The 25,787-nt window shown below is 65.8% G+C and carries 27 protein-coding genes; 10 read left to right on the top strand and 17 right to left on the bottom strand.

Translation table 11 applies throughout. From position 1 onward, the window contains the following. Nucleotides 1-36 precede the first annotated feature (36 nt). Nucleotides 37-765, top strand: a complete 729-nt coding sequence (locus V4558_09205; protein ID MES2305674.1) for a hypothetical protein — start codon at nucleotides 37-39, stop codon at nucleotides 763-765. 73 nt (nucleotides 766-838) lie between these two features. Here the strand turns inward: V4558_09205 and V4558_09200 are convergent, their stop codons facing one another. Beyond that, entirely contained in the window at nucleotides 839-1,414 is a 576-nt protein-coding gene (locus tag V4558_09200) for a 4Fe-4S binding protein (protein ID MES2305673.1), read from the bottom strand. 163 nt (nucleotides 1,415-1,577) lie between these two features. Here V4558_09200 and V4558_09195 point away from each other — a divergent pair, with 163 nt between their 5' ends. Continuing rightward, the gene (locus tag V4558_09195) at nucleotides 1,578-2,420 is read left to right on the top strand and encodes an AraC family transcriptional regulator (protein ID MES2305672.1); all 843 of its coding nucleotides are present in this window, start codon (nucleotides 1,578-1,580) and stop codon (nucleotides 2,418-2,420) included. Nucleotides 2,421-2,628: 208 nt separating this feature from the next. Here the strand turns inward: V4558_09195 and V4558_09190 are convergent, their stop codons facing one another. Continuing rightward, nucleotides 2,629-3,114, bottom strand: a complete 486-nt coding sequence (locus tag V4558_09190; GenBank protein MES2305671.1) for a nuclear transport factor 2 family protein — start codon at nucleotides 3,112-3,114, stop codon at nucleotides 2,629-2,631. A gap of 124 nt (nucleotides 3,115-3,238) precedes the next feature. Here V4558_09190 and V4558_09185 point away from each other — a divergent pair, with 124 nt between their 5' ends. Next, the gene (locus V4558_09185) at nucleotides 3,239-4,372 is read left to right on the top strand and encodes a hypothetical protein (protein MES2305670.1); all 1,134 of its coding nucleotides are present in this window, start codon (nucleotides 3,239-3,241) and stop codon (nucleotides 4,370-4,372) included. Nucleotides 4,373-4,386: 14 nt separating this feature from the next. After that, complete coding sequence (locus V4558_09180; GenBank protein ID MES2305669.1) at nucleotides 4,387-5,538, top strand: hypothetical protein; 1,152 nt, start codon at nucleotides 4,387-4,389, stop codon at nucleotides 5,536-5,538. 138 nt (nucleotides 5,539-5,676) lie between these two features. On the opposite strand, the gene V4558_09175 is transcribed toward V4558_09180, so the two are convergent. Then, on the bottom strand, nucleotides 5,677-6,138 hold the full coding sequence (locus tag V4558_09175) for a hypothetical protein (GenBank protein ID MES2305668.1): 462 nt from the start codon (nucleotides 6,136-6,138) through the stop codon (nucleotides 5,677-5,679). Between the two features lie 20 nt (nucleotides 6,139-6,158). Next, nucleotides 6,159-6,416, bottom strand: a complete 258-nt coding sequence (locus V4558_09170) for a LysM peptidoglycan-binding domain-containing protein (protein MES2305667.1) — start codon at nucleotides 6,414-6,416, stop codon at nucleotides 6,159-6,161. 153 nt (nucleotides 6,417-6,569) lie between these two features. On the opposite strand from V4558_09170, the gene V4558_09165 reads away from it, so the two are divergent. Then, the gene (locus tag V4558_09165; protein MES2305666.1) at nucleotides 6,570-6,914 is read left to right on the top strand and encodes a hypothetical protein; all 345 of its coding nucleotides are present in this window, start codon (nucleotides 6,570-6,572) and stop codon (nucleotides 6,912-6,914) included. Nucleotides 6,915-6,992: 78 nt separating this feature from the next. Continuing rightward, nucleotides 6,993-7,430 carry a hypothetical protein gene (locus tag V4558_09160; protein ID MES2305665.1) on the top strand — a complete coding sequence of 146 codons (438 nt, stop codon included), beginning with the start codon at nucleotides 6,993-6,995 and terminating at the stop codon, nucleotides 7,428-7,430. An 8-nt stretch (nucleotides 7,431-7,438) separates the two neighbouring features. Here V4558_09160 and V4558_09155 read toward each other — a convergent pair whose 3' ends face one another. Beyond that, entirely contained in the window at nucleotides 7,439-8,014 is a 576-nt protein-coding gene (locus V4558_09155) for a DUF4142 domain-containing protein (GenBank protein ID MES2305664.1), read from the bottom strand. A gap of 228 nt (nucleotides 8,015-8,242) precedes the next feature. On the opposite strand from V4558_09155, the gene V4558_09150 reads away from it, so the two are divergent. Beyond that, nucleotides 8,243-8,683 carry an Ig-like domain-containing protein gene (locus V4558_09150; GenBank protein MES2305663.1) on the top strand — a complete coding sequence of 147 codons (441 nt, stop codon included), beginning with the start codon at nucleotides 8,243-8,245 and terminating at the stop codon, nucleotides 8,681-8,683. Nucleotides 8,684-8,764: 81 nt separating this feature from the next. On the opposite strand, the gene V4558_09145 is transcribed toward V4558_09150, so the two are convergent. From V4558_09145 to V4558_09130, 4 genes are all read right to left on the bottom strand, one after another. Beyond that, complete coding sequence (locus tag V4558_09145; GenBank protein ID MES2305662.1) at nucleotides 8,765-10,105, bottom strand: sorbosone dehydrogenase family protein; 1,341 nt, start codon at nucleotides 10,103-10,105, stop codon at nucleotides 8,765-8,767. Nucleotides 10,106-10,180: 75 nt separating this feature from the next. Next, nucleotides 10,181-11,794, bottom strand: coding sequence for a M56 family metallopeptidase (locus V4558_09140; GenBank protein MES2305661.1), 1,614 nt, complete (start codon nucleotides 11,792-11,794; stop codon nucleotides 10,181-10,183). Then, nucleotides 11,791-12,171: a BlaI/MecI/CopY family transcriptional regulator gene (locus V4558_09135; GenBank protein ID MES2305660.1), complete on the bottom strand. Its 381-nt coding sequence runs from the start codon at nucleotides 12,169-12,171 to the stop codon at nucleotides 11,791-11,793. Before V4558_09135 ends, V4558_09140 begins: the two co-directional genes overlap by 4 nt. 74 nt (nucleotides 12,172-12,245) lie before the next feature. After that, a complete protein-coding gene (locus tag V4558_09130) occupies nucleotides 12,246-13,268 on the bottom strand; it encodes a hypothetical protein (protein MES2305659.1) in 1,023 nt (340 codons plus the stop codon). Nucleotides 13,269-13,392: 124 nt separating this feature from the next. Here V4558_09130 and V4558_09125 point away from each other — a divergent pair, with 124 nt between their 5' ends. Then, nucleotides 13,393-14,544 (top strand): hypothetical protein, encoded by a 1,152-nt coding sequence (locus tag V4558_09125; protein ID MES2305658.1) that lies wholly within the window; start codon nucleotides 13,393-13,395, stop codon nucleotides 14,542-14,544. A 26-nt stretch (nucleotides 14,545-14,570) separates the two neighbouring features. On the opposite strand, the gene V4558_09120 is transcribed toward V4558_09125, so the two are convergent. Next, a complete protein-coding gene (locus V4558_09120) occupies nucleotides 14,571-16,862 on the bottom strand; it encodes a BTAD domain-containing putative transcriptional regulator (protein MES2305657.1) in 2,292 nt (763 codons plus the stop codon). A gap of 49 nt (nucleotides 16,863-16,911) precedes the next feature. Next, the gene (locus V4558_09115; protein ID MES2305656.1) at nucleotides 16,912-18,441 is read right to left on the bottom strand and encodes a hypothetical protein; all 1,530 of its coding nucleotides are present in this window, start codon (nucleotides 18,439-18,441) and stop codon (nucleotides 16,912-16,914) included. Between the two features lie 104 nt (nucleotides 18,442-18,545). On the opposite strand from V4558_09115, the gene V4558_09110 reads away from it, so the two are divergent. Next, nucleotides 18,546-18,794 (top strand): hypothetical protein, encoded by a 249-nt coding sequence (locus tag V4558_09110; protein ID MES2305655.1) that lies wholly within the window; start codon nucleotides 18,546-18,548, stop codon nucleotides 18,792-18,794. Here the strand turns inward: V4558_09110 and V4558_09105 are convergent. Then, entirely contained in the window at nucleotides 18,781-20,427 is a 1,647-nt protein-coding gene (locus tag V4558_09105; GenBank protein ID MES2305654.1) for an Ig-like domain-containing protein, read from the bottom strand. The two genes, V4558_09110 and V4558_09105, sit on opposite strands and share 14 nt — an antisense overlap. A 171-nt stretch (nucleotides 20,428-20,598) precedes the next feature. On the opposite strand from V4558_09105, the gene V4558_09100 reads away from it, so the two are divergent. Further along, a complete protein-coding gene (locus V4558_09100) occupies nucleotides 20,599-21,432 on the top strand; it encodes a hypothetical protein (GenBank protein MES2305653.1) in 834 nt (277 codons plus the stop codon). Nucleotides 21,433-21,503: 71 nt separating this feature from the next. On the opposite strand, the gene V4558_09095 is transcribed toward V4558_09100, so the two are convergent. The 5 genes from V4558_09095 to V4558_09075 form a co-directional block, all read right to left on the bottom strand. Further along, nucleotides 21,504-22,592 (bottom strand): 6-bladed beta-propeller, encoded by a 1,089-nt coding sequence (locus tag V4558_09095; GenBank protein MES2305652.1) that lies wholly within the window; start codon nucleotides 22,590-22,592, stop codon nucleotides 21,504-21,506. A gap of 141 nt (nucleotides 22,593-22,733) precedes the next feature. Then, nucleotides 22,734-24,095: a hypothetical protein gene (locus tag V4558_09090; protein ID MES2305651.1), complete on the bottom strand. Its 1,362-nt coding sequence runs from the start codon at nucleotides 24,093-24,095 to the stop codon at nucleotides 22,734-22,736. Nucleotides 24,096-24,265: 170 nt separating this feature from the next. Then, nucleotides 24,266-24,799: a F0F1 ATP synthase subunit delta gene (locus V4558_09085; GenBank protein ID MES2305650.1), complete on the bottom strand. Its 534-nt coding sequence runs from the start codon at nucleotides 24,797-24,799 to the stop codon at nucleotides 24,266-24,268. After that, nucleotides 24,796-25,329 carry a F0F1 ATP synthase subunit B gene (gene atpF, locus V4558_09080; GenBank protein ID MES2305649.1) on the bottom strand — a complete coding sequence of 178 codons (534 nt, stop codon included), beginning with the start codon at nucleotides 25,327-25,329 and terminating at the stop codon, nucleotides 24,796-24,798. The genes V4558_09085 and atpF overlap by 4 nt, the downstream gene beginning before the upstream one ends. A gap of 19 nt (nucleotides 25,330-25,348) precedes the next feature. Continuing rightward, nucleotides 25,349-25,615, bottom strand: coding sequence for an ATP synthase F0 subunit C (locus tag V4558_09075; protein MES2305648.1), 267 nt, complete (start codon nucleotides 25,613-25,615; stop codon nucleotides 25,349-25,351). Nucleotides 25,616-25,787 lie beyond the last annotated feature (172 nt).

Here is a 25,787-nt window from a genome sequence, read left to right as displayed (position 1 = left end):
GCTTCTTCCGGCCTCTAACCTGAAGGAGTGTATTTCGTGTTTGCCTCGTCCACTTCGACCCGCATCTCTCTCGTTGTTGCTTTCGCGCTCGCCGCGTGCGGCAGCGAAACGACCACCCTCCCGATCGGCAACCCGCCCCCGCCGCCGGCGCCAGCACTCGTCGTCTACGGTGCGGGTTCGGCGGCTGCCGCGTCGCTGCTGAATGATCCCGGCCAGAATCTGACGTTCGGGCCGGCCAGCTCGCTCACGATGAAGCTCTATGCGTTGCATATCAGCGCCAACGCTGATTGCTCCAACCCGGTGCTCGTCCAGGACCTCGGCGCCGCTGGCGTCGACAAGGACTTCATGACGAATCCGGTGCTCTTCACCGCGACGCCTGCAAGCGGCACCTATCAGTGCGTGATGTTCACGATGTCGGATGTGCTCAAGATGAAGCCGGGCACGTCGTTCGGCGGCTGCGTGGCGGGAACCGAGTACGCTGGTGACATCTACCGTGAAGGCGAGAACGACTGGGTCGACGTGAACGGCAACAGCATCACCGGCACTGGCACCGACGAGGTCCCGGTCGACAGCCACGTCACGATCTTCTTCACCCGCAATGTCGCCGCCGCGCAGGCGCGCGGGATCAGCGAGAATCAGCTCGTGGAACTGCAGAGCTCCCTCGTCGTCCCCGGTCAGAGCACCTTCCGGATGGACGCCTCGCACGCCGTGGCCACCGATGGCGTGCAGTGCGGGATCGAGAAGCCGGTCGTCTCCTTCCAGTAGACACCTGCTGCTCAAGGAACAACAGAGCGCCCCGGAGATCCTTTCCGGGGCGTTCTTCGTTACCTGCAGTGGATCAGCTGGTGCGCGCGCGAAAGACGAACGATGATGGCACGGTGATACAGTCACGCACGCAGACGCCGCAGGCAACGCAGCCTTCGGCCTTGAGCACCGGTCGTCCCTCGGCGTCGAGACTCAGCGCCTTCTCTCCCACGGGGCAGGCGCGCACGCAGACGCCGCACTCCTGGCCATCGAACGTCACGCATCGTTCCGGGAGGAACTCGATGGTGCCGAGCCGGGTGCCACTCCATCCCGTTTCGGGGACGATGAGCGCGTCGGTCGGGCATTCGGCGGCACAGGGCATTTCAGGGCAGGCGATGCAGGGAATCCGCGCCGGCTCGAGGAATGGCGTTCCCGCCGCGAGGCCACCACTGGTGGGGACGTGAAGAATGGCGCCTGCTGGGCAGGCCGTCGCGCAGGCACCGCAGCGGGTGCAGGCCGCGAGGAACTCGAGTTCGGGAAGTGAGCCCGGCGGGCGGACGTAGCTCCGCTGCACCAGGCGCTCCTCGGTCGCCTTGCCGAAGCGCTGCATGGCGTCGCCAAAGGCCTGACGGAAGAAGGAGCGACGGTCGCCTGGGGTGTCGTTCAGCACGAAGCGGTATACGAGTGGGACACGGGCCAAAGATAGCGGCCCCTTCGCCGGGTTGAATGATCTTGCTCTCCGACCCCGGAGCGGCCCCGGCTTCGCAACTCCTGACCGGATTGGACGTACGGCGCTGCGAGTCCTGAAACGCCCTCTCTCACGGTCGGACCCCATGGTCGAAAGCCACACTCCAGCAGCTCCCCGCACCGGGGCATTCCTCACCCGGGTCGAGCTCTCCATCGGTGCCATCGATCTGATCCGGTTCGTGCACTTCGACCACGACTTCCCGCGACACGCCCATGACTACTTCACACTCGGTGTGTTCGGGTCGGGAAACGGCACCTTGGGTTACCGCGGCGCTCGCTGGCAGGCAAACTGCGGCAGCGTGATTGCCGTTCCGCCCGATGAGGTGCACGAGGCCGAACCGGTGGCCGGCGAGGGGTGGTGCTACGACGCGCTCTATCCCTCACGCGCGATGGTGGCACTGGCCCTCGGCCTCGATCGCGAGCAGGGGGTCCCCTTTCTCGAGCGGCCGATCTTCGATGACGCGAGACTCGCGGAAGAAGTGCGTGCCGTGCATCGCGGCCTCCGCGAAGGATCCGAACTCCTCGCCACCGAGGAGGCACTGCTCGGGATGCTGCGGCGGTTGATGGAGCGTCACGGCGCATCACGTGCAGTGCCAGCCGACGCGCGTGGCTCGTTGCATGCGGTCGCGATCGCCCGGGACTATCTCCATGCGCACTTCACCGAACCGGTGATGCTGCAGCAGCTTTCGGCCGAATGCGGGATGAGCCCCTTCCACCTGCTGCGAATCTTCCGGAATGCGACCGGCTTGCCGCCTCACGCCTACCTCACCCAGTTACGCGCCGATCACGCGCGTGAACTGCTGCGGCAGGGAGAATCCCTAAGCACCATTGCCTATCGTTGCGGCTTCGCTGACCAAAGCCACTTCACGCGCACCTTCAAGCGGATCTTCGGCGTGACGCCGGGGGCGTATCAGGTCGCGGCGGCGTAGGCGAGAAGAGCTACGAGTGACGGGTGACGGGTGATGGGTAATGGGTGATGGGAAGTTGTCATCCTGAGCGTAGCGAGCCGGAGGCGAGCGCAGTCGAAGGAGCTGGTCTCGACGGTGAGAGGATGCTCCCTCGACTTCGCCCGCTTCGCGGGCTTCGCTCAGGATGACAGCTCGCGTTCGCCATCACCCATCACCCATCACCCGCTATTCAGGGAGGCGGATGCCGGACACAATCTGCCGGCTGGTAGGTGTCAGCGATCGAGACGATCTTCCACCCGGCAACCGTGCGCAGCAACTGCACCGCGTCGAAGCCACAATGGCTGAACGTGCTCCCGAAATGAAAATCGTATTCGGCCCAGACGGTGGCGAGGGTGCCGGTGATCCTCACCTCCGGGTTCCAGGCCCGCTCGGTCCAGTCAGGGCGCTTGTCTCGCCCGATGAATGCCACCCATACGTCCAGAGAGAGTGACTGCACCACAGTCTCGCCCTTTGCGTTGGGGCGAATGCCGACCAGGCGTGCGCCAGGCTCGAAGGTCGCACGTACCGCAGCGGTATCCTTGGCGCGCATGGCGTCGAAGAAGGTCTGGATGACGGCGAGCACCTGCTCCCGCTCGCCATTGCCCTGGGCGCTGAGGGGGGCCACCGTGGCGAGGAGGAGTGCGATGGCAGCGAGAAAGCGGCGAGATATCGTCATGGGGGGAGTTTGACCTTGGACTGGCGCCGGCGATTGAAGCTTCTTGCCGCGCTCTGACATTCAATCCCGCGACCCGCGGGCTACCCCGCGCATCCAAGGTGCGACCCCTCACATCGAGCTGCTGATGACTCGTGCCGTTGCACTCTTCGCGCTCTGCGCAACCGCTGTCACGCCATCGTTGGCCGCACAACAGCCCGCACTGCCACCGGTGCGACGGCTTGTCACGCGCGCCGAGGAGTTCCCCCAGCCGTTCACATCGGTGCGGTCACTTACCGCCCTCCCAGACGGCCGCCTCGTTCTCTCCGATGCCGCCGAGAAGAAGCTGCTGCTCGTCGATTTCGCAAAGAAATCGGCCACCCCACTGGCGCGTCCGGGCACCGGTCCGCGAGAATTTCAGGATCCTGGCGGGACCTACCGCGCGGCGCGGGGAGGGGTGATCGTCTACGACCAGCGGCAGAAGCGCTTCCTGCCGATTGCGATTTCGGGCCAGGTGGGCGATGTCGTGGCCCTGCCGATGACACCGAGCTCGTGGGGAGCATCGGATGAGGGCCCCGACACCTTCGTGCCCGACTCACTGGGCAATCTCTACACCCTGGGCTCGCGGTTTACCCGGGCAGGCCCGCAGGATTCCATTCCCTTGATTCACATCGACCGCCGCGGCGTGACCAGCGACACCCTCGGCTTTCTGAAGCAACAGGAGTCGCGCCCCCTGCCGTCGTCCCAACCGGGAGTCACGATGGGCCGGAGCGTGATGTTCTCGCCGCAGGATGTCTGGGCGGTCGCCCCCGATGGCGCCGTCGCCGTGGTCAAGGCGGCCCCCTATCGCGTGGATTGGGTCACGCCAGGAAAGCCGCGGGTGGTTGGTGCATCGATTCCCTTCACGCCGCTTCGCGTCACCGGTGCCGATCGCGATTCGATCAAGGCGCGCAGCGCGGGCAGCAGCGCATCGGTGAGTCGGAACGGGCAGAGCAGCCGGGTGCAGACGCCTACTGCCGAGCCGATCACGGCCGAGGTCAAGCCGCCGTTCCCGGCCCAGGTTCCGCGCATCGACGAGATGGGGCGCCTTTGGGTCGAGCGCAGCCGCACTGCCGATGCCACAACGCGTACCTACGACGTATTCGACCGGCGCGGCGCGCTGGTCGATCGACTCGAACTCCCGGCCGGTGCCCGGCTTGTTGGCTTCGATGCCCATTCGCTCTACACGGTGCGGAAGGACGACGACGACCTGCTGCACTTGCAGCGCTTCAAACTCCCCTAGGAGACCGGCTCCTGATGCCACTGTCCGTAACCCGTGCCACGTTGATCACGGCGGCCCTGCTGCTCGCCCGTGCGAACTCCAGCTCCGCCCAGCGCACCGCCGTCGAGCCGCCACCACGGCGGCTCAGCGGCACACCGACGGAATTTCCGTTGCCGTTCTCGTCGGTACGGTCGGTCACCGCGTTGCCCGATGGGCGACTCGTGCTCACGGACCCGCGCGACAAGGAAATTCAGCTGCTCGACTGGTCGAGGGGCACTGCGGTCTCCCTCGCGCGAAGCGGCGCCGGACCACGAGAATTCCGGGACCCGGGGAGTGGCTATCGCGCTCGAGGTGGCGGCCTGCTGGTGTATGACCAGCGTCAACAACGCTTTCTTCCGATCACCTCTTCGGGAAGCGTGCTCGATATTATTCCGCTTCCGCTGAAACCTGGCGGCTTCACGATCAATCCCGAGGAGCCGGACCAGTTCGTGCCGGATTCGTTGGGAAACCTGTATACGATGGGATCGCTGGGGCATCCGCGCACGGGTCGCGATTCATTGCCGCTGCTGCGCGTCGATCGGCACGGCGTGGTCACCGACACCATCGCGTATCTGCTGCAGCAGGAATTCCGGTCGGTCGCGGGACCGGACCCGCGGATGAGTCTTGGCCTTCTGGTGGGTTTTTCGCCGCAGGACGCCTGGGCAGTGGCGCCCGACGGCTGGGTCGCGGTCGTGCGGGCCGAGCCATACCGGGTCGACTGGTTCTCGCCCACGAGCGCACGCATCCGGGGGCAGGTGATTCCCTACGCCGCCTTGCCGGTGACGAACGCCGACCACGACGCCGCGCGAGCCCAGCTGCGAGCGGCCGCACCGCCGAGGGTCACCACCAATGGCGAGTCGCGGAACCTGGCGATGCCGGTGATCGAGCCACCACTTCGCGATGTCAGGCCACCCTTCCCGCCGCAGCGCCTTGCTCCCGACCCACGGGGACGGATCTGGGTCGGGCGCAGCGCCGCAGCCGACGCAACCGAGCGCACCTATGACGTGTTGGACCGACGGGGAGTGGTGGTGGATCGCGTCGCATTTCCGGCAGCTACTCGCCTCGTCGGCTTCGATGCGCGCTCGCTCTACACCGTGCGGAAGGACGACGACGATCTCTTGCACCTGCAACGCTTCAAGCTGCCCTGAGCAGAAGGGTGACGGGTGATTGGGAATTGTCGCCCTGAGCGCAGCGAGGGGGCGGAGCGCCGTTCGGACCGGTGCTCCGCCCCCTCACTTCGTTCAGGGTGACAACCTATTTCGCCCGCTTCCCGCCTTCCATGCTGTCTACGGGCGCTTGACTTCGAACTTCTTGGTTCCCGCCGCCACGCCGTTCAGGGTCACGTCGACCTGATAGTTCCCGGCCGGCCAGGGGGTCTTCTTCATCACGTGGAACTCGGTCCACGCTTCGCCGGTGGAGTTCATCGACTGCGACGTCGAATCCACGAGCTTGCCGGCTTCGGTGGACCAGCGCACACCGATCAGCGCCGTGCCGACGCCATCGGTCTTCACCGCGACGTACATCGTGTCACGCTGGCCGAAGGTGCCAGTGTTGTCGTTGATGCTCTTGTCGGCATTCAGCGACTTGCCGAGGTCGACATTCTTTACCGAAACCACGGGTGGCGCGACCGGCGGCGGGGCATTGGCCGCGGCCATGCTATCCGCGTCGGGGGCTTTCTTGGCGGTGCCGCAGGCCACGAGGGCGGCAGCGAGGGCGACACGCGAGAGGGAACGGAATGACAATGACATGGTGACTCCAGGTTGTAAGTTCAGGGGAGACGCAGAGTCTGACCCGGAAAGATCTTGTCCGGATCGGTGATCTGGTCCTTGTTGGCCTCGAAGATTTCACGCCAGCGATTGGCATCGCCATAGGTCTGCTTGGCAATCTTCGAGAGCGTGTCGCCGGCGACAACAGTGTGGGTCTTCTCCGGAATGCCGTCGGCCTGTGATTCAGGGACCGGGGCAGTGGACGAATGTCCTGAGGTGACATCCAGGAACTCGTCATTCGGTGTGGCCTTGGTATCCATCCGGTCCTCCTGCAACTGAGAGTGGTACGGAACTGCAACATCGGGAAGTACCGTGGTGACGTCGCACAAGGGGGCGTGTACACGGCCAGCGCTGCCCGTGCCGCTCCACCCTTCTGAGGCGTCTCCATCGGCGTTCCCCCACAGGAGTTCCTCATGGATGACGAAGTCGTAGTTGCCATCCCCGGTCGCTCTCGCCCGGCGGCCCGCGGTTACCAGTTCATCGACTACATCTTCTGGTTGATCTACACCCTGTTGCTGATCCGTCTCCTGCTGGTCTTCATGGATGCGCGGACGTGGGTCGGCTTCGTCCGGTTCATCAACACGGTGACTGATCCCTTCTATGCCCCGTTCAAGGGAATCGTGGCCTCGCCTACCGTGGAGGGGACCACCTCCGTGGTCGCCGTGCCGATCCTGATCGCAATCGTGGCGTATGCCCTGCTCCATCTGGCGATTCACAAGTTCCTCGTGATGCTGGCCTATCGTCGCGTCGGGGTCTGAAGCGCCGCAAATCAAGAATCATCTATCGCCACCGCCCGGCTGGCGGGATTCGTTCCGCCATCCTCTTCAGGAGTGGCGATGGCAACGATCAACGCGGGCGCACACGTACGACAAGTCGGGGGCCGCCTCGGAACCTTGCTGCTGTTGGTTGGTGGCGTCGTGGCAAGCGGCTGTGGCAGTGAGAGCGCGGTGGGTGTCAGCGACCTCCCCGCCACGGTCAGCATCGTGAGCGGTGACGGACAAAGCGGCCTGGCAGGGACCGTGCTGGAGGCGCCGCTGGTCGTGAAGGTGACCGACCTGCTGGGCCGCCCGGTGGCCGATATCGGGGTGACCTACTCGGTGGGATCACCACCTGTCGTCAACAGTTCCGTTGAAACCACCGACACCGACGGCAAGGCGACCGCGCGATATGTCCTGGGCCGGAATGTCGGGACCCAGATCGTGACCGCGACCGTAGCAGGTGTGGGCCGACCGGCCACCTTCACCCTCCTCGCGACCCCGCACACGGCGAACTGACGGCCTCGTCAGATCCGCCGAGGCAGTTCCTTCGCCGCGCCGAGATGCGCCTGCACCATCGGGAGACCGCTCGCGATGAGGGCACGGACTCCGGCATTGCTGGTGGAGTTCTCGAGGAACGCGCGGTACGCTGCCTCCTCCTCCGTGTGACTCGACATCATCTGGCCCCGGTAGGTGAGGTCGAAGCCGTCAACCGCGGCTGTGAGGGCTCGCAATCGCTCCTGCCCCGTGACATCCAGCGTGGTCGGCAGTTGCACGGTCGGGTCGGCCGCCCGCACCGTGGTGGTGAGTCGGTCGAGCATCGCCGTGTGATCGGTGATCATCCCCTCGGCATATCGTCGCACGACATCGCTCTTGCTCTTCGCGAGAGCGACCTTCGCTGCCGCCACTTGATAGTTCGCGCCCATCGCAGCCGACGCCACGAAGTCCTTCTCTGCCGGCGTCAGTCCAGCGCGTGAGCCCTCCTGTGCGCTGACTGTGATCACTGCACCGATCAGCAGCGAAGCCAGTGCAGCGCTCATCCGTCGCCGCATTCGCATGGTCCCCGGCATGGCGTACCTCGTCGTCGCAAAGTGAACAGTCATCAAACCCGCATCACTACGGGGAGACGTGAGCTGTTGCGTTGCGTGACACAGCAACGCCTGACCTCGCCAATGGTCGCGTTGCAGTCGCAAACGCAGGCGGCGCGCAGGTGTCACGCGCGTGTCAGGCCGCGCGAGTTGTGCGTCACCGAATCGCGATCGACAGCACGACACTGCGTGTGGATCAGAGGTCGCGGCTTCATCACCAGGAATTCAAGACAGGAGCAACTCATGCGTTCGAATCCCCCAGCCGCACGCCAGCATGCGTTCCGGCACTTCCGACTTGTCGCGGCCGCACTCGGCCTCGTCGCTCTCGGCGTCACAGCCTGCGACGATGACACCACCAATTCCAACGTCGCGGCATCCATCGCCGTGGTCAGCGGCAACACCCAGACCGGTGTCGTCGGCACCATGGTGACCAATCCGTTGATCGTGAAGGTCACCAACGAAGACGGCAATCCCGTCAGCGGCGTCACCGTCACCTTTGCATCCACGGCGGGTGGCACCATCGGCACCCCGACCTCGACCACCAACTCGCAAGGTCAGGCGCAGAGCACCTTCGTTCTCGGCCCCACGGCCGGCGCACAGACGGTGACCGCCACGGTGGCCGGTGTCACGACCCCAGCGACCTTCACGTTGACCGGGACGGCAGTGGGTGGCGGTCAACAGTAGTCCCGCAGCCGTTGCAGGATGAACACACAAACGGCGGGCATCGTGAGATGCCCGCCGTTTGCCTTAGGTCGGCGCGCCGTCCTATCGAGGAACAGCGGGTGTGACTCGCCAGATCGCGTTCCCCACATCATCGGCGACCAGCAGCGCACCTCGCCGGTCGATGGCCACACCCACTGGCCGACCTCGCGCCTCACCCTCAGCATTGAGAAATCCGTCGAGCACGACCTCGGCCTCGCCGGACGGCTTGCCCGCATTGAAGGGGACGAAGACGACGCGATAGCCGTTGAATGGCCGCCGGTTCCACGAACCGTGCTGGCCGATGAACACTCCGCCCTGGAAGTGTGCCGGAAAGAGCGTCCCGGTGTTGAAGGCGAGGCCGAGCGAGGCCGTGTGCGTGCCGAGCGCATAGTCGGGCACCGTGGCACGTGCCACGAGATCGGGGCGCTGAGGGTCGACGCGGTTGTCGACGTGCTGACCGTAATAGCTGTAGGGCCAGCCGTAGAAGGCGCCATCCTGCACCGACGTCATGTAGTCCGGCACGAGGTCGCTGCCGATTTCGTCGCGTTCATTGACGACGGCCCAGAGCGCGCCACTCACCGGTTCCCAGCCGAGTCCATTGGGATTGCGGAGCCCCGTGGCGAAAGTGCGCTGTCGGCCCGTGGTCCGGTCCACTTCGAGAATCGCAGCCCGACCCTGTTCCGCTGCAATGCCGTTCTCGGCCACGTTGCTATTGGACCCGACGGTGACGTAAAGGTGCTTGCCGTCGGGGCTCGCAATCACATTCTTGGTCCAGTGATGATTGATGGTTCCCGCCGGCAGATCGATCACCTTGCCGATCACGCCGGTGAGCATGGTATCGCCGGCCCGGTAGCTGAACGCGAGGAGAGCGTCGGTATCGGCGATGTAGAGCACGCTGTCGACCAGCGCCATTCCAAATGGCGAGTTGAGTCCAGCGATGAAGAGCGTGCGCTGCTCGGCAACACCATCACCGTCGGCATCGCGCAGCAGGATGATCCGGTTCGGGCTCGGCACCGCCGCGCCCGCGCGACGCATGAACTTGCGCATGAACCACCCCTTGATCCCCTTGCCATCATCGGGACGGACCGGCGCATTCGATTCGGCCACGAGGACGTCGCCGTTGGGCAGGGGGTAGACCCAGCGCGGATGATCGAGTCCACTGGCGAACGCGTTGACCGCGAGGCCAGTGGCAGCCGCAGGCGTGGTGCTGGCGGGCCAGCCGACGGCCGTGGCGACGTGTACCGTGGGAATCAGCGTGTGATGTGGGGCCGGCAGCGTGGGCGAAGGGCCCATCCCCGCCCCCGGAGCGAGCCGGGCGGTGTCGCCGCAGGCCGCAAGTGTCGCCATCAGCAGAGCGAGGCGGGCGCGCGATAGCGCGCCGGTGGTGCGAGTGCGGTCGGTCATCGGTCCTCAACGCGAAGGGTGCCTGCGCCTTGGGGACGATGGGTGTCAGCCTGCTGTCACAGTGACCGCACCAGGCTACTTCGCGGTCAACTGATCCCGGTAGAAGTACCACTTGAATGAACTCACGCTCAGCTCCGGCGCCGCGGCCGGCCGCCACGCTTCGGGCAACTTGACCCGTACCGTGACCGTGTCGACTTCGCTGACGCTGCTCCCGAGCCGATCCATGAGCAGTCGCGCGATCTGGAGCGCCCTGCCTCTCAGAGTGTCCGCGAGGATTCCGGCGTAGGCCACGTGGAGCTGACCGCCATCGCGGGTCAACGAGTCGAGCGTGATACCGAACTCGGTCTTGAGCGACGCATCGAGGACACGAACCGGGATTTCACCATCGCGGTCAGCAATCCGCGACGCAGTGGAGCACCCGACACGCAGCCACTCGTCTTCCTTCAGACCATACCGGCCAGCCGGCGCGACGGCGTAGAAGCCATGCGCCCTAGCCGGGCTTCCCGGTGTCGGATGCAGCGGCCCGGCAATGACCGCCTGCAACTGGAGTCGCGTCCCATCACTCTCATCGAAAAGCACGTTCGCGCACGCGGACCCTGGATGGCTGTCTGGCATACTTCCGGATTCGCTCACCCGGAACTGCTTCGGAAGGTTGCGCGCCAGCCGCACCGTTGCTGTTGGGTCATCAGCCGAGACCACAGAGTCAGCCACCTGAGGCCCTAGTGCAGTCAGCGTGTATTGAGTCCCTGTGCCCGCCCCGCTCCGGGCTGGGCCTACCGCGCAGGCGGCGGCCACGATCGCGGCCCCACTGACGAGCCGCCAGCGGGAAGCCATCGTAGCGGGTGCAGTCGCCGCGAAGAGGGACTCGATTCGCGTGCGCAGCATCGAATGCCGCTCGGCAAATCCCGCCGCGAGCAGTGACCGCCCCGAGCTCCGCCGCCCGATCTCGATCAACAACGTGGCGTACGTTTCGACGTCGTAGCCCCGCTGGAGAACGCGCTGGTCGCAATCCGCCTCCATCGCAAAGCGGAAACGGCGCAGCAGATACCAGAGCCCCGGATTCCATGGTGCGAGCGCCACCCCAAGGAAACCGATGCCCAGCCAGGATGAATCACGCGCCGCGAGATGTTCCGACTCGTGGGTAAGCATCAGCTGCCGTTGTCCTGCCGGCAGCTCAAGCGCCCATTCCGGGATCACGATCGCCGGTCGGAAGATGCCAACAATAGCGGGGCCAAAGTCCTGCGAGACCAGCACAGCGGTACCATCGACGTCAGCACGACGCCAGCGTCGGCGAGCACGAAGCAGTCGAACGCCCTCGAGCAGCAGGAGTGCGAACAGCAGCATGGGCCCGCCGATCGCGACTTGCAAAGCGATGCGATCAATCCGCATCGATGCCGGCACAACGACTGGGAGCGTAACTGCGGGTCGCACGGACGCGAAGGCCCCTGACAGATCGTCTTGCCGAATCGGCCCACCCGACCTAGACGAGAGCTCCGGAGCGACCGCGGACGCCGCCTGCCGAGTCACCATCACCACTGCCATTGGCCAGATCAACGCGACAAAGATCAGCGCGATCCAGAGTCTCCTGGTGGCGCCGACCCGCTCGCGCAGGGGGCGCTCGAGCAGGGTGGCGCCGGCGATGGCGAGGAGACCGAAACAGACGGCATATACCATCCACGAAGCGATCATCGGGACTCCTTGCGCTCGCGCAGGCGCTGGTCGAGGAGAAGCTTGAGTTCGCGGAGGTCGTCATCAGTGAGCGTACGATCGCGGACCAGCTCGGCCACAAGGAGCCGGGGGTCACCGTCGAAGAGGCGCGCCGTGAGGCGCTTGAGTGCCGACTTCTTGGCGCTGCGTCGAGCGACCGTCGGGAAATATCGGAAGGCCCGGCCCTCCGCTTCTCGGCGGAGGTACCCCTTCCCTTCCAGGATGCCGAGCATGGTGAGGACGGTGTTGTAGGCGAGTGCGTCTGCGAGTGCGGCGCGTACTTCGGCGGCCGTGCCCGAGCGGGCATCCCACAGCGCATTCATGATGTCGAGTTCGCGGTCGGTGAAGATCGGGTCCACGATTACCTCCTAATGTCTTAGGAGATAATACGGCCGGCGCGACCCGCTGTCAACTAAGACCTTAGGAGGTCCGCCTACGGCGTCACCACCACCGTCAGGGGCACCGTCGCCGCGGGCACGCCGAAGCCGTTGCTGTTGATGGTGATGATGTAGTTCCCCGGGACGGTCGCCGGCGTGATGTTCACGTTCGCCGTCATCGTATTGCCCGTCGTCGACGGCGGCGTGAACGACATCGCGAGGCCGAACGGTGTGTTGCTGGTGACCAGGCTCACTGACGACGGGAGATTGGTGCGGGTAAGCGTCACCTCCACCTGTCCAATGGTCCCACGCGCGAGCGTGATCGTGCCGGAGGCGAGTGTGAGCGCGAGCGAGGGCGGCGGTGTCACGGTGAGGTTCAGCGGCGCCGTGCCCTGGAAGCCACCCCCGTTGGCGCGTACGCCGATGTTGTAGACCCCCTCTGGCACCGAAGCATCCGCCTGGATCGCCATCGAGCCCGTGGTACCAGTCAGCGGATTGGGCGTGAACACCGCCGTGATGCCGGCCGGCGCGCTGCCGAGGGCCAGCGACATCGTCGCCTCGCCGTCAAAATCGGTGCGAATCAGGGAGAATGGGTCGGCCAGCGCGGGCCCGCCACGGGCCACCGTAAATGCATTCCCGATGCTGACGAACACTCCCGGGGCGCGGGACACCGTGATGCTCATATCGACATTCACCCCGGCCACCTGATCCGTCGGGGACCTGACGAGCACTGGAAAGGGAAAGGTGATGAGTGGATAGCTGCTGGGTACCTTGATGATCAGGAGTGCGGTCGTGGTCGTGCCAGTGGTCACGACATTGGCAATCGTCAACTGCGGCGTCTGGGTTTCGAGCGGCTTGAACTCGACCGGGCCGATGAAGCCGCCGCTGCGGGTCACGGTGAAATGGACCGTGTCGGTGGCGCCCTGTTTCATCGGCAGGTTCTGGCGGTCCACGGCGACACTGATCGCCCAGTCGTGGGGTGTGCCGGTCCCTTCCGTCGGATCGGGGGCCGCTTCACCCAGGCCGCAGGAGGCGAGGAAGATGAATGCTGCGACGCTCGCACGAGACCCTGGACCCATATGCATTCCGCCGGCAGAATCGAGATCGCCAACGGTACGATTCGGTCAGGAATGTGTCAACACGGAACCGAGCGGGATCGGCGACGTAGGGCACCGCGAACCTCTACCTCACGGAACCGACATCATGCGTCGATTTCTCCTGGCCGCCATCCTCCTGCCCATCATCGCCGGAGCTCAGGAGGCCCCACCACCCGCCAAGCTGGCGCTTCACCCGGCGACGATTTCCGCGGTGATCGGCAGGCACAACCTGACCTACCTGGGCGAGGGCGATTCGGCTCTGACGTTCGACCTCTACCAGTCACGGCGCCGTCAGGGTGCCCAGCCCGTCTTTATCGTCTTCAACGTGATCGGTCGCGGCTTCAAGGACGATCCGCTCAACAGCGGGTGGGCTCGCCTTGCCGCCGCCGAGGGATTTGCCGGCATCGTCTACCAGGTTCCGGATGAGTCCCGCGCCGTCGCCTCGTTTGATGCGCTTCTGGCCCACCTTCGGCGCAACGCAATTCGCCTCGGCATCCAGTCCGACAGCATCGTGGTCTGGGCCGGCAGCACCAATGCCCGCATCGCACTTCCGACGGCAGAGGATGCTTCGCGCACGACGATTCGTGCCCTCCTCCTCTATTATGGCGCCGGGAGCAGTCCGTCGTGGCGACGGGATCTGCCGGTGCTCGTGGTCCGCGCCGGACTCGATCAGCCACTGCTGCAACGACTGCAAATCGCGATGATCGACTCGATGATCTCGCGCAATCTTCCGGTCACCCTGATCAACCATCCGCACGCGACCCATCCCTTCGAGGATCAGCAGTTCGATGCCACTTCGCGGGAGATCATGCGGCAGACGTTTGCGTTCGCCCACACGGCATTGCTGGGGACCAGTCGGGGCGCCCTCGAGGATGGCGCGCTTGCCGCGAACACTGCGGCGGCGCTGTTGCGGGAGGAGTGGCCCACCGCAGTGGCAGGGTATCAGGAATTGCACCGTCAACACCCCGACGACTTCAATCTCACCCAGCGACTCGGCGACGCCTTGTTGGGCGCGCGTCGTTTCAGCGAATCCGGCGCCGCCTACGACAGCGCACTCGCGCAGGGGAGCTGGCGACGGGTCGAGCTCGCGCTCGGCGCCATCGCCGCGTACGGTCAGGCGGGCGATCTCGATCGGACACGCACGTGGCTCGACCGCATTCCGCCGTCGTGGGAGAGTGAGCGGATCCTGTCGCGGATCGGCGCAGCTGCCTCCGTCCCACAGATCCGCGAACTGATCCTGCAACGCACGCCGCGCTGAACGGTCGCGTCCGTGCTGGCGAGGCGCTACGGCCCCGTAGCCGTGAGCGGCAATGCCCCGGCGGCCGCAAGCAGTCGCTGGAATCGCGGCAAGGAGCGCACTTCATCGATTTCCGGATTGCACGGCAGCTTGTAGACCATCCGGCTCCCGTTCCGCGTCTCGTCCTCCAGCAGTGCCAGGCCGCGATCGAGGTGCCCAGCGCCGATTTCCGCCACGCCGAGGAGATACGGCGCCACGAAGCCAGTGCGCGCTCGCCGCTGGCGCTCCTCAAGCAGGCCAGCCCCTTCACGGTGCTTCATCTCCCAGTAGCCCCGCTCACCGTGTGCCGCCAACAGCGCCGAGGCGAAGGCGGGGTCGCCGCGGGCGACCGCCAAGGCCCGCAGTTGCGCGATCGCCTCGTCCCAGCGGCCCATTCGTGCCAGTGCTCGTCCCGCCCCGAGGTGGGCGCTGCGGTCACGCGGATCGAGTGCGAGCTGCACGCGATACCAGCGCAGCGCGTCAGCGGGGCGATCCTGGCACATCGCCCCGTTCCCCTCCAGCCCCGCGTAGTAGGAACTCAGCGGATCGAGTTGCCGCGCGACCCGGATCGCATCGTGCGCCTGATCCCACTGCCACGCGAAGCGCAGCGCCGACGCGTGGACCATGTAGGTCTCGGCGTTGGCGGGTTCCACCATCATCGCCCTGCGAAAGAACGGCTCCCCTGCCGCGAGACTCCGCGCCTTTAGTGCGTGCAGGATGCCGAGGTTCGCCCAGGCGGTGCCCTGCAGGGAGTCGAGTGCGAGAGCGCGGCTCGCAGCGGCCTCGGCCAGCGCAAACCCCTCGTCGAACGGAATCTGGCCATTGGTGGTGGCGGCAGCCCACGTCGAACTCAGCCCCGACCAGGCTCGCGCGTGCAGCGGATCGATCTGCGTAGCGCGAAGGAAGAGTTCCCTCGCCCCAGCGGCATCGCTGCGCTGGAGCAGCACGTGCCAGCCGAGGAGGGTGAGGCGATAGGCCTCGGGGTCCACTGGACGGGACGGATCTCGCGGTACCTCCGGCAATGGCACACGAAACACCGCGCCGGCGACGGCGGCTGCGAGTTGACTGCCGGCATCGCGAAGCGTGCCCAGCGTGAATCGCTCGGTTGCGATCTCGCGGGTCGCACCGCTCTGCGCATCGAATACTTCCGAAGTAACCTGGAGTGAGTCCCCCGTGCGCGTGAGCCGCGTGCGCAAGATCACGGCTGTTCCGAAGCGCGGAGTGAGCGTGGCGAGTGCTTCACGCGGGCGCACCGGCCAGCGCGCCCGGGCCCCGGAATGAATCACGAAGCTGTGGAGGGCCGTCAGCCGCGCTGCGACGTCTTCGGCGAGCCCCGTCGCGACATAGTCATTGCCGGCATCGCCGGTTGCGTTCTCCATTGGCAACACGAGCAACGACGTCGGAACAGCTCCCACCGCCGCGCGCCAGCGGCCGAGCGAGGCCGCGATGAGCGTCAGGACGAATACGGCGGCCCCGGCCCACCAGCGCCAGCGCACGCCGGCGCGATGCCCGGGACTTGTTTCGGCGGCTGCGATGGGGGGTGGGTAGGCGGCCGCCTGCTCCTCCATCGCGGCTGGTGTACGACGAGAGCGGATCTCTTCGATCAGGCGAATGGTTTCGCGCGACGGTTCGCTCCCGAACTCATCACGCAAGCGTGCGTGCAAGCGGTCGAACACCACCAGGGCCTGGACGCGATCCCCGCTCTGGTCGAGCAGTGCGATGTATCGGCGGGCGGCGGCCTCATCATCGGGAGCCGTCTCGCAGAGCCAGCGTTGCGCCTGCAGGGCCGCGGCGAGATCGCCGTGCGCCTCCGCGTCGAGCGAGAGCTGCAGGGCCGCTTTCAAGACCAGGGAGCGAATCCGGTGCCGCTCGCCATCGACCCACTTCTCGAACCCCTGTGCGTCGTGGACGAAGAGCGCGGGGAGAAAATCCCCGCCATAACGATCGACCGCGTCCCTGAGGGCGCCAGAATCGATGTCACGCTGCAGGAGCGCGACATCATTCACCAGCAGCGCAGGATCGAGGGAGACCTCGTCGTCGCCGCGCGTGCGAAGCACGTCGGGGCCGAGTTCCTGACGAATGACGTAGAGGGCGTTCCGGAGAGCGGAACGAGCCTGGCCGGTTTCGAACTCGGGCCAGAACGCCGCGAGGAGGGTATCGCGACGGTGCCAGGCGCCAGGGCTCGGCGAAGCGAGGTAGCAGAGCAGCGCCAGCCTTTTTGGCTGGCGCAGGAGCCCATCGAGTTCTCGCCCATCAACCGCAGCAAGGCCAATCGCGCCCAAGGTGCGCAGGACGATCATGCCGGAAAAACTACTCTCCGGGAGATCGCTGCCAAGGGGATCGAGGTTGTCAGGGGTCGACCACTGCGATGAGCCCGAAGGTCCCGGGCCCGTTTCCCGTAATGGCGTAAGTGGTCGCGCGGCCTCCCTGCGGGTCGATACGGAATCGTGCCAGCTCCGCTCCATTCCCGGGGCGACTACCACTCACGACGCCATCGACCAGCACCAGCTCGTATGCGCGCGCGGGCCTTGGGGAGTAGTCGGTGATCGAACCGAGTTCGAGGAAGTTGCCGAACATCGCCCCACCAATGGGTTCACCGACCTCGACGAGAAAAGCGTCGATGGGTGCCCAGTTTCGGAGATACGTGCTCGCCATCAGCACGCGAATCAGCACAACATCGGGTGCGACCGGGTCGTGGAGATCCGACACCGCAATCAGGAATCCCTGCGGCACCCCACCCGTGGCGTAGAGCGTCAAGTGCTGGCCGGGGAGGAGGCCCTCGGAAAAATCCTGCCAGAGGGGAGTGATCGGCGGCGGGAAGCCCAGCATATCCACCCGTAGAGCCCCGGCGGTCATGGGCTGATCCGCACTTTCGCCAAACCTGAGAAGCGCAGAAGCCCCGCGAGACGGCACGAAGACGAGCCCCTGAAGTTCGCTCGCCGCGTGAACGAATCGGAGTCCGCTGGCTGCGCCGCCAGGAAGTGGCAGCAGCTGAACGATCATGCTCCCAGTCAGGTCGGCGCGCTTTGCAGTGATGTGGGCGACTCTCGAGACCCCATCGACGTTGGCAGCCACCGCATGGACCCAGCCAGATGCGTCGACGCGAACCCATTCCGGATGATCCGATTGCCACTCGACTTCAAGATTGCCCGGGAGTTGCTGCCCGTCAGTTCCTGTTTGCACCGCAGTCAATTGCGTGCTGTCGCCCATCGCGAGTTGAATGCTCGCGGGCTGGATCACCAGCACGGCCGACACCGTGGTCACCGTCACGCGCGCCGTCAGGAGACCGACGGACGCGCTGATCTCAGTGACACCGGCTTGATGCGCAGTCAACACGCCGGTGGAGGATACCGAGACCAGAGCGGCATCGGCCGAGCTCCACGTGGCCGCACGCGACGGCAACAGCTTCCCCTCGGCATTGCGTGTCGTGAGGGCGAGGGTCAGCTCGGCCCCCACCTTCATCGTGAGGGTTGACGTCTCGAAGCTGAGTGTCGCGGGCCGCGGGTCCACAACCGTGACCACCCGAGTGGCCCGGACATCGCCGACCGCCACAGTCACGCTCGTGCTGCCTGCCGCCAGGGCGACGACAAGACCGTGCTGGCCACCGAGCGACGATGCGGAGGCGACCGATGGCTGGGACGTGTTCCACACCAGCGGAACCTCGACGACCAGTCCCGCGGCGTCGCGAGCCGTCGCCGTGATCAGCCGACTGTCTCCCGGAAGGAGTTCCGCCACTTCCGGGATTTCGAGGCTGGCAACGATCGGCAGGGTGGATGGGGGCGGAGGTGTTGGCGCGGGCGGAGGAATGACGACGGGATCGGCGCCGCACCCGGCCAGTACCAGGGTCAGCGAGAGGTATACCAGGGAATGGCTGCGCATTTGACTGTTCCGTTGGGGGGGACGACAGCGCCTTCGCCCGGTCACCGGTTGGCGAGAACGCGGTACATCATCGTCCAAGAGTGTACGCCAGACGTGAGCCAGCCGTGAGTTGGCCGCCGAGCGGGACCAAGCGAGTGCTCTTCGTGGGGAATTCGCTGACGTACACGAATTCGCTGCCGAAGACGGTAGCCTCGATCGCCCGGGCTGCCGGGACACCCCTGGAAACGCTGATGGCGGCTGGGGCCGACCTCGCCCTGATGGCGCCCAGGGTGTGCAACACGATCATGCCGGAGAAGCTACTCTCCGGCAGATCGCTGCCAGGTCTTTTGTCGTCTGGCGCTATCTCCAACTGATACTGGAGATCCGGCTCCCGGGCACGAGGGTGCCGAATGGTCGCTGGTCGCCGGCCCCTGGGATGGAGACCACCCAGAGCTCGCCGTTCCGGACCAGCAGGAGTCTCTGCCCATCCGGGCTCCACGTCATCTCGGTGACGTCCGCGAAGCCGACGAACTCGGCGACGCCGGGGCCGCTCGGGGCGGGGCTACTCTGCGGGGGTTCAACCACCAGGAATCGGAAGCTGCCCACCTCGTCCACACTTCGGATGTACGCCATACGCCCATCAGCGGCGAAGCTCACGGCGTTGCCGTAGGTCCTGTAGAGGGTCACGTTGCCGCTGGCATTCATCCGGCAAAGACTGAACTGCGCCTCGTAGAGCCGGGAAAAATCGCATTCGTAAATCACCATCTGACCATCGGGAGAGAGGCGCGGTCGCTCGACGTAGAACGGCGCGCGCAGGGTCGTGATCTCGTCGGTCACCAGGTTGTATTGCACGACGCTGCTGTAGTCGCCGCGCAGGACCAGGGTGGAGCCATCCGCGCTCCAGGTCGGCTCGGAGTACCCTCCATAGAGCAGGAGGGTCGCACTGCCGGTAGCGAGTTGCAACAGGCAGACTCCGCCAAGGCAATCGTAGGCAATGGTCTTGCCATCGGGTGAGAGGGTCACGGTGGGTTGCGAGGCAAAGGTTGCGACCCGAAAATCGATCGACGGGCGAACACTGAGGATGAGTTCGCCACTTTCTGCGATGACCTCGAGCCGTCGTTCGCCGCCGACGTACTCCCGGATGTAGGCGATCCGGTGCGTCGGGGTGATCGTGCCGCTCACCAGCATCGGCACCGAGCGAGAGAGGGCCCCGAAGCTCGCGTTGATACTCGCCTGCCCCACGCCGACACCAGTGACTTCGCCCGAGGATGTCACCGTCACGACAGTCGGGTCACTCGAACTCCACACGACCTGGGCATCGGCGATGGTGGTGCCGGTCGTGGCGATCACCGACGCGGTGAGTGTTGTGGTCTCTCCGAGACGGATGGTCCTCGCGCCACCCGAGATCTGAACACTCGCCGGCGGCGCCGGCAACACGGTGAGGGTGTGACTCGCGGTCGCCGTGCCACTCACCGCCGTCACAGTGATGACTCCGGCGGTAAGTGGGGTCAGGTCCCCGGTGACTGAAATGCTCGCGAGCGCCGTCCCGGTGACACTCCAGGTCACCGAGGCATTCTGGAGCTGGTAGCCACCGTCAGCGCGCACGTCCGCAACGAATTGCAGATGCCCCCCCGCGGTCAGCGTGGCGGGGAGCGGCGAGAGGGTGATCGAGTTGGGCTCGATCGGGCGGACAATCACTGAGCGGGTCGCGCTCGCACTGCCCGAACGCGCGGTCACCATCACCGTACCAGCCGCCACCCCGCGCAGACGACCGGCCGCCGTCACCGTGGCGACCGCGGGAAGATCAGTGCTCCAATCGATCGGGGTCGCCGGCAGCGGGAAGTCGAGGCCGTTGCGCGCGACGGCGGTGAGCTGGATCTCGTCGCCCACCTTGATCTCCGCCACCGGGAGGGTGAGGACGACGTTCTGTGGTGTATCGGACGAATCGGTGGGGGTGGCGGCGCAGCCGGCCAGCAACAGGAGGATCAGGGGGAGTGGCGACTTCATCAGGACAACCTCAGCAAGGGGACGTGACCATCATCGCACGAGGGTGTCTGGTAGCCGTGAGTTGACCGTGAGTTGGCCGGACATCGAGTGTCAGGGGGTGGTCAGGCGCGCCACCGGAGGGGTCCAATCACCCCGGGATCGGGCCAGACTTCAGGGCAAGGAGGAGGCTGCATGACACTCGCGCGCACGCTGGCATCATCACTCCTGGTACTGCTGGGCTGCGGTACCATCGCCGTGGTCGAACCACCCCCACCGGCTCCGCCACCCCCTCCACCGCCGAGCGGCGCCCAGCGAGTGCTCTTCGTGGGCAATTCGCTGACGTACACGAATTCGCTGCCGAATACCGTGGCCTCGATCGCGAGGGCCGCCGGCAATCCGATCGAGACGCTGATGGCGGCTGGTGCTGACCTCGCGCTCATTGACCATATCAATGGCGGCTCGAACGCCCTCTCGCTCCTCGGTCAGGGCGGCATCGATGTCGTGGTGCTGCAGCAAGGGCCGACGCCTGCCGGGATGTGTCGCGACTCGCTGGTGCTCTGGACCCGGATGTTCGACGAACGGATCAAGGCCGCTGGCGCACGCACGGCCGTGATGATGTCGTGGTCGGGTGCGCCCGGCAGCGGTCAGGATTGGGACTTCGACGGCGTGCGGCTCACCTTCCAGCTCGCCACCTCGGCCGTGAATGGCACCTTCCTCCCCGCAGGAGAGGCGTGGCGCGCAGCATGGCGTGAAGACCCGTCGCTCAAGTTCTATGGGCTCGATGGCTATCACCCGTCACCACTCGGTACCTACCTCGCCGCGCTCGAGATCTACGAACGGATCAGTGGCGTCGACGTGCGCACACTCGCGCCGGCGGCATTCAGCGGTAATTCGCCGCTCGGCATTCCCGAAGCACAGATTCGGCTGTTGCAACGTGCGGCGCATGACGCCAACACCAATTTCCCGGCGAGTCCTGGGCTCGCGGTGCCACCGATGGGGAACTGGAGTGGTGCGGGGCATTGCTGAGAGGGAGATGGGAGATGGGAGATGGGAGATGGGTGATGGGTGATGGGTGATGGGTGATGGGTGACGGACTTTCACCGCCTGACCCGATACACCAGTAGGTGCTGTTCCCCCTCGGCATCCTCGACGATGCCGAGCAGGTAGTCGCGGCCGATCTCCCGCACATCGACATCGCGCGGAATCCGCAGGGTGCCAATGGGCACGCCGGCGGAGTCGACGCCGTGCAGCACCGTCTCCCCGTCACCATACGATGAGGTCACCGCCCACACGGCGCCCGTGGGATCGGCGAGCAGCGCCCGGAATGCCGGCAGTTGCGTCGGGGCCGGGATTTTCATCAGGATGGTACGAGGCATCTCTCGGTCGGCAGGCAGGATCAACGCGAGAAGCAGATGCTCGATGCTCGCCGCATATTGGGCCGGAGAGACTGGTCGCCCGGCGATGCCGAGCGCTCGCGTTGCGACAGGAACTCCGTCCATCGTGGTGGCGGTCACCACGGCCGAATCACCGCGACCGAAATAGAGCTTCCCTCCAGCGATCGCGATGGTCGCGGTGGCGGCCAAGGGCCGGTTCTCGGCGATCACACGCCGTTCGAATGCATGCCTCGGCGTCCCGTCCCGCGTGAATGTGGTGACTACGCCGGTCCGCGGTGGTGCCGCGAGCGACGGCATCCCGCCGCCCTGGACCGACCCAATGGTCGCCAGCTCGCCGGCCTCGTTGCACACCAATAACCGGGGACTACTGGGGAGCGCAAACTGGCGAACGAAGTGCCCCACCGAATCGAAGACGGAGGCGCGCTGCTGCCGCGGGTCCCATACAAAGATCGAATCCGGGCCGCATTGCGCGATCTCGTCGATCATCGCGAACTCCCCAGGACCAGCGCCCTTCCGCCCCACTTCGCGGAGCACGCGGCCATCGTGGGAGATGAACCGGAGCGATTCGCTGGTGCGATCAGGAATGACGAGGACGCCACTGCTCAGTCGCGTCGCGTCCGTAGCATTGCCGAAGCGGACCGCGCCAGTGGAGTCGGTCGGGACAAGATCGACAAACGGCACGGAGTCGATCTGCACGGTGTTGGCCGCTGCCGCGCGGTGAAGGGAGTCGGGAGTCGCCCGACAGGCTACCACGGCAAGCAGCGTCAGGAAGCAGCGGTGATGACGGCGCACGGTGACTCCACGGAGGGGGTGGCCGTGAGTGTACCGGGGGATTGGCGGCCCCGCAACCGGGTTACATCGAGTGCAATGTGATTGAGGGGAAGTTGTCATCCCGCACGCATACCCATCACCCATCACCCATCACCCATCACTTCAGTAATCCCGCTCCGGCATCGGCAACAGCGCGCGGTCAGCCAGAGCGCCGGCGAATAGCGCGGGCACCAGCGGCCGTGTCCCATCGAGCAGCGTCGGGATGCCAACGCGCAGGGCCCCCGTTCGCCACGTATAGACCGAGCCATTGAAGCGGGCGCCCGAGAGCCAGAAGACCACCGTCCCCTGCTCCGGCTCCACCTGCAGTGACGAGCGATAAATCACATCACTGAATTCCGGCAGGATCCCCGCCGTGAGAATCGGTTCTGGATGCCGCGTCCAGCGCACGCCATCAGTGCTGCGCGCGAACTGCAACTGATCGGTGACGCAGGTGCTCCCTGCCGGATAGGTCGCGACGAGGGCCCAGTATTCCTGTCGCGCCGCGACCCAGATCACATCGAGATGCCACGCGACCCGTCCGGGCCATACCAGATCGCTGACGACCGGTGCGCCCCAGCGCCGGCCATCAGAAGCCTCGCGAAACTCAACAGTGGTTTGCGCGGCGCGACATCCGGCCACGCCACTGTTGACCGACCACATCTTCCACGACCCGGAGTGTCCGCCGCGCACAATCGCCGGTGAGACCACGTCGTGATTGGGTGTGCGCAACACCTCCACCGGTGCTCCCCACTGCACCGCGTCGTCACTCTGCCGCATCAGGATCCGGTTGGTGCCATCCACCACAGCGCGATAGTAGAGCGACCAGCGATCACCCTGCGGTGCCACGAGATCCGGATCGGAGAGATAACCGTCGCTGATCGCCGCGATCGGGTTGCTCACGCCGTGCGGCACCGTCCAGCTGCGCGGTGTGATGGTCGTGACGATCGAAGGATTCTCGTAACGGGAATCGCCACCCGGATAGGGCGTGAATGCCATCAGCAGTCGCTGCGACCAGAGCGGATCGACCGCGACATCCGGATGCACTGCCTCTCCGGAGCCTTCGTAGGTGGGGAGCCCGATCAGCAGGACGCGATCGAGCGGGAGGCGCTCGGGCGGCGCAGTGAACGCGTGCGCCTTGAGGACGAGCGTGCGCGCACCATCGGCCGAGACTTCGAGGGCCTGATCACCGAGTTGCTCGGCGAGGCGCCAGCGAATGGTGACACTGCCGTCGGGCGCCGAACGCGGCGAGTCGAGTGCTGCGCTTCCGCCGGCGGGAGTACGCACTGTGACCGCCACGCCGGGGAGCGGCGCGCCATCGGCACCGATCAGCATCACGACAATCGGATCGAGCAGCGTCCCCACCTCGCCGGCCTGATCATCGCCGCGCTCCAGCCGGATCACGACGCTGGGCGGCGTGGTCGGTTCCGATCCGGCACATCCAGCGAGGAGTGCCACCGTGAGCAAGAGTGCGCGAGGGAGACGCATGACTAACTGACCCGGCGGGCCGTCGGTTCGTCACCATCGACTGGAACAAATCCCCCATCTCCATTCCCCCTTCCCTCTTCCCCCTTCTCCCTTCTCCCTTCTCCCTTCTCCTAACATGAAAAACGCCGCCCTCTTCAGGCGGCGCTCTCACATCTCAACCAGCGCGCAACCTACCGCGCCAGCAACTTGTTCCTGAGCACCGCGAGGCGCTTGCGCACCGAGCCGTCGTAGACCCGGTCGCCGATCCGCACCACCACGCCACCCAGCAGCGCGGGATCGGTGCTGAACCCGGCAATGACATCCTTGCCGATCGCCTTCGACAGCCGCTCGACAATCACCGAACGCGCCAGCGCATCCATCTCGCGCGCCACCGTGACGCCCGCCCGAACGCGGGAAAGCTTCACATCAACCAGGCCACGATACTCATCGGCAATGGACCCGAGCATCAACTGCCGGCCGCGACGGATCACCGCGGCCAGGAAAAGCGTGAACGGCTTCGGCGCATCCTTCATCGCGTCGAGCACGATCGCGACCTTCCGCTCCTTCGGCACTCGCGGCGACATCAATACCGCCTCGATCGACGGGGTGCTCATCGCCCCCGCCGTCGCGTCCATCAGGTCACCCCACGCCTCGACCGCGTTCGCCTTGTTGGCGAGCGCGAACAACGCCTCAGCGTAGTTCCGGGCGATGGTCACTTCCCTCACGGCTTGTTCCCGATCTGCGCGAGGTAGTCTTCCACCAGCTTGCGGTCGGCGCTCGAATCAAGCCGCTGACCCACCACCTTGCCGGCCGCTGCAATCGCGATGTCGACCGCCTCGCGACGAAGGTCGGCCACGGCCCGCTCCTTCTCGGCCACGATCTCGCGACGGGCGCGATCGAGCATCTCGGCCTGTTCCGTCTTGGTCTTCTCGACCGACGCCGCGCGCTCACGCTCCGACGCGCCACGCGCCTCGGCCATCAACGCCTGCGCCTCGCCGCGTGCACCGGCCAGCAACTGCTTCTGCTCTTCCAGTGCCGCCTTCGCCTCGCTGTGCATCCGCTCGGCATCGGCGAGCTGCTTGGTGATCGCCGCTTCACGATCGGCCGTCGCCTTCACGATCACCGGAAGGACGAACTTCGCCAGGATGATCAGGAACGGAATGAAAACGATGAAGGTCCAGAGGAAGAGACCAAACGTCGGCGAGAAGGGCTTCGGCAAGCCCCCCTCTTCCGCCATCATCAACAACGGTAGCATCGTCACGCGAACCGCCTGGTTACTTGATCAGCTTGAACAGCAGGGCGAACACGAGCGCGATGATCGTGGCGCCTTCGAGCAGCACGCCGAAGAGCAGGCCAGCGCCGCGGATCTCGCCTGCCGCTTCCGGCTGACGTGCGATGCCTTCAGCGACCTGGCCACCGATGCGGCCGAGGCCGATGCCGGCGCCGAGAACGGCGAGGCCGAGGCCGATACCGGCACCCAGGGCGCCGTAGTTCGGGATCTGCGCGGCGGCTTCAGTCTGCATGAGAATCGGGAGCAACATTTTCAACTCGTCGTTTCAGTGAGGATCAATTGTCATTTGCATCCTCGGCCAGTGCACCGTCTCCCCAGGAACGGTGGCCAGTCGATGGGAGCCGGCGGACCCGGAGGTCCAGCTCCCGCAATCAGCGACGATCGCCGATTGGAAACGCAGTCGCCGTTGGATGCATCGGGCG

Source organism: Gemmatimonadota bacterium (assembly GCA_040388535.1).
In the GTDB taxonomy this organism is placed as follows: Bacteria; Gemmatimonadota; Gemmatimonadetes; order Gemmatimonadales; family GWC2-71-9; genus Palsa-1233.
Note: the sequence above shows the minus strand (reverse complement) of the source record. Positions and strands in the feature narration are given on the sequence as shown.

Excerpts from the sequence above, each read along its gene's own strand:
- V4558_09195 (MES2305672.1), top strand. The coding sequence starts at position 1,578 with ATGGTCGAAAGCCACACTCCAGCAGCTCCCCGCACCGGGGCATTCCTC.
- V4558_09190 (MES2305671.1), bottom strand. The coding sequence starts at position 3,114 with ATGACGATATCTCGCCGCTTTCTCGCTGCCATCGCACTCCTCCTCGCC.
- V4558_09185 (MES2305670.1), top strand. The coding sequence starts at position 3,239 with ATGACTCGTGCCGTTGCACTCTTCGCGCTCTGCGCAACCGCTGTCACG.
- V4558_09180 (MES2305669.1), top strand. The coding sequence starts at position 4,387 with ATGCCACTGTCCGTAACCCGTGCCACGTTGATCACGGCGGCCCTGCTG.
- V4558_09175 (MES2305668.1), bottom strand. The coding sequence starts at position 6,138 with ATGTCATTGTCATTCCGTTCCCTCTCGCGTGTCGCCCTCGCTGCCGCC.
- V4558_09170 (MES2305667.1), bottom strand. The coding sequence starts at position 6,416 with ATGGATACCAAGGCCACACCGAATGACGAGTTCCTGGATGTCACCTCA.
- V4558_09165 (MES2305666.1), top strand. The coding sequence starts at position 6,570 with ATGGATGACGAAGTCGTAGTTGCCATCCCCGGTCGCTCTCGCCCGGCG.
- V4558_09160 (MES2305665.1), top strand. The coding sequence starts at position 6,993 with ATGGCAACGATCAACGCGGGCGCACACGTACGACAAGTCGGGGGCCGC.
- V4558_09155 (MES2305664.1), bottom strand. The coding sequence starts at position 8,014 with ATGACTGTTCACTTTGCGACGACGAGGTACGCCATGCCGGGGACCATG.
- V4558_09150 (MES2305663.1), top strand. The coding sequence starts at position 8,243 with ATGCGTTCGAATCCCCCAGCCGCACGCCAGCATGCGTTCCGGCACTTC.
- V4558_09145 (MES2305662.1), bottom strand. The coding sequence starts at position 10,105 with ATGACCGACCGCACTCGCACCACCGGCGCGCTATCGCGCGCCCGCCTC.
- V4558_09140 (MES2305661.1), bottom strand. The coding sequence starts at position 11,794 with ATGATCGCTTCGTGGATGGTATATGCCGTCTGTTTCGGTCTCCTCGCC.
- V4558_09130 (MES2305659.1), bottom strand. The coding sequence starts at position 13,268 with ATGGGTCCAGGGTCTCGTGCGAGCGTCGCAGCATTCATCTTCCTCGCC.
- V4558_09125 (MES2305658.1), top strand. The coding sequence starts at position 13,393 with ATGCGTCGATTTCTCCTGGCCGCCATCCTCCTGCCCATCATCGCCGGA.
- V4558_09120 (MES2305657.1), bottom strand. The coding sequence starts at position 16,862 with ATGATCGTCCTGCGCACCTTGGGCGCGATTGGCCTTGCTGCGGTTGAT.
- V4558_09115 (MES2305656.1), bottom strand. The coding sequence starts at position 18,441 with ATGCGCAGCCATTCCCTGGTATACCTCTCGCTGACCCTGGTACTGGCC.
- V4558_09105 (MES2305654.1), bottom strand. The coding sequence starts at position 20,427 with ATGAAGTCGCCACTCCCCCTGATCCTCCTGTTGCTGGCCGGCTGCGCC.
- V4558_09100 (MES2305653.1), top strand. The coding sequence starts at position 20,599 with ATGACACTCGCGCGCACGCTGGCATCATCACTCCTGGTACTGCTGGGC.
- V4558_09090 (MES2305651.1), bottom strand. The coding sequence starts at position 24,095 with ATGCGTCTCCCTCGCGCACTCTTGCTCACGGTGGCACTCCTCGCTGGA.
- atpF (MES2305649.1), bottom strand. The coding sequence starts at position 25,329 with ATGCTACCGTTGTTGATGATGGCGGAAGAGGGGGGCTTGCCGAAGCCC.
- V4558_09075 (MES2305648.1), bottom strand. The coding sequence starts at position 25,615 with ATGTTGCTCCCGATTCTCATGCAGACTGAAGCCGCCGCGCAGATCCCG.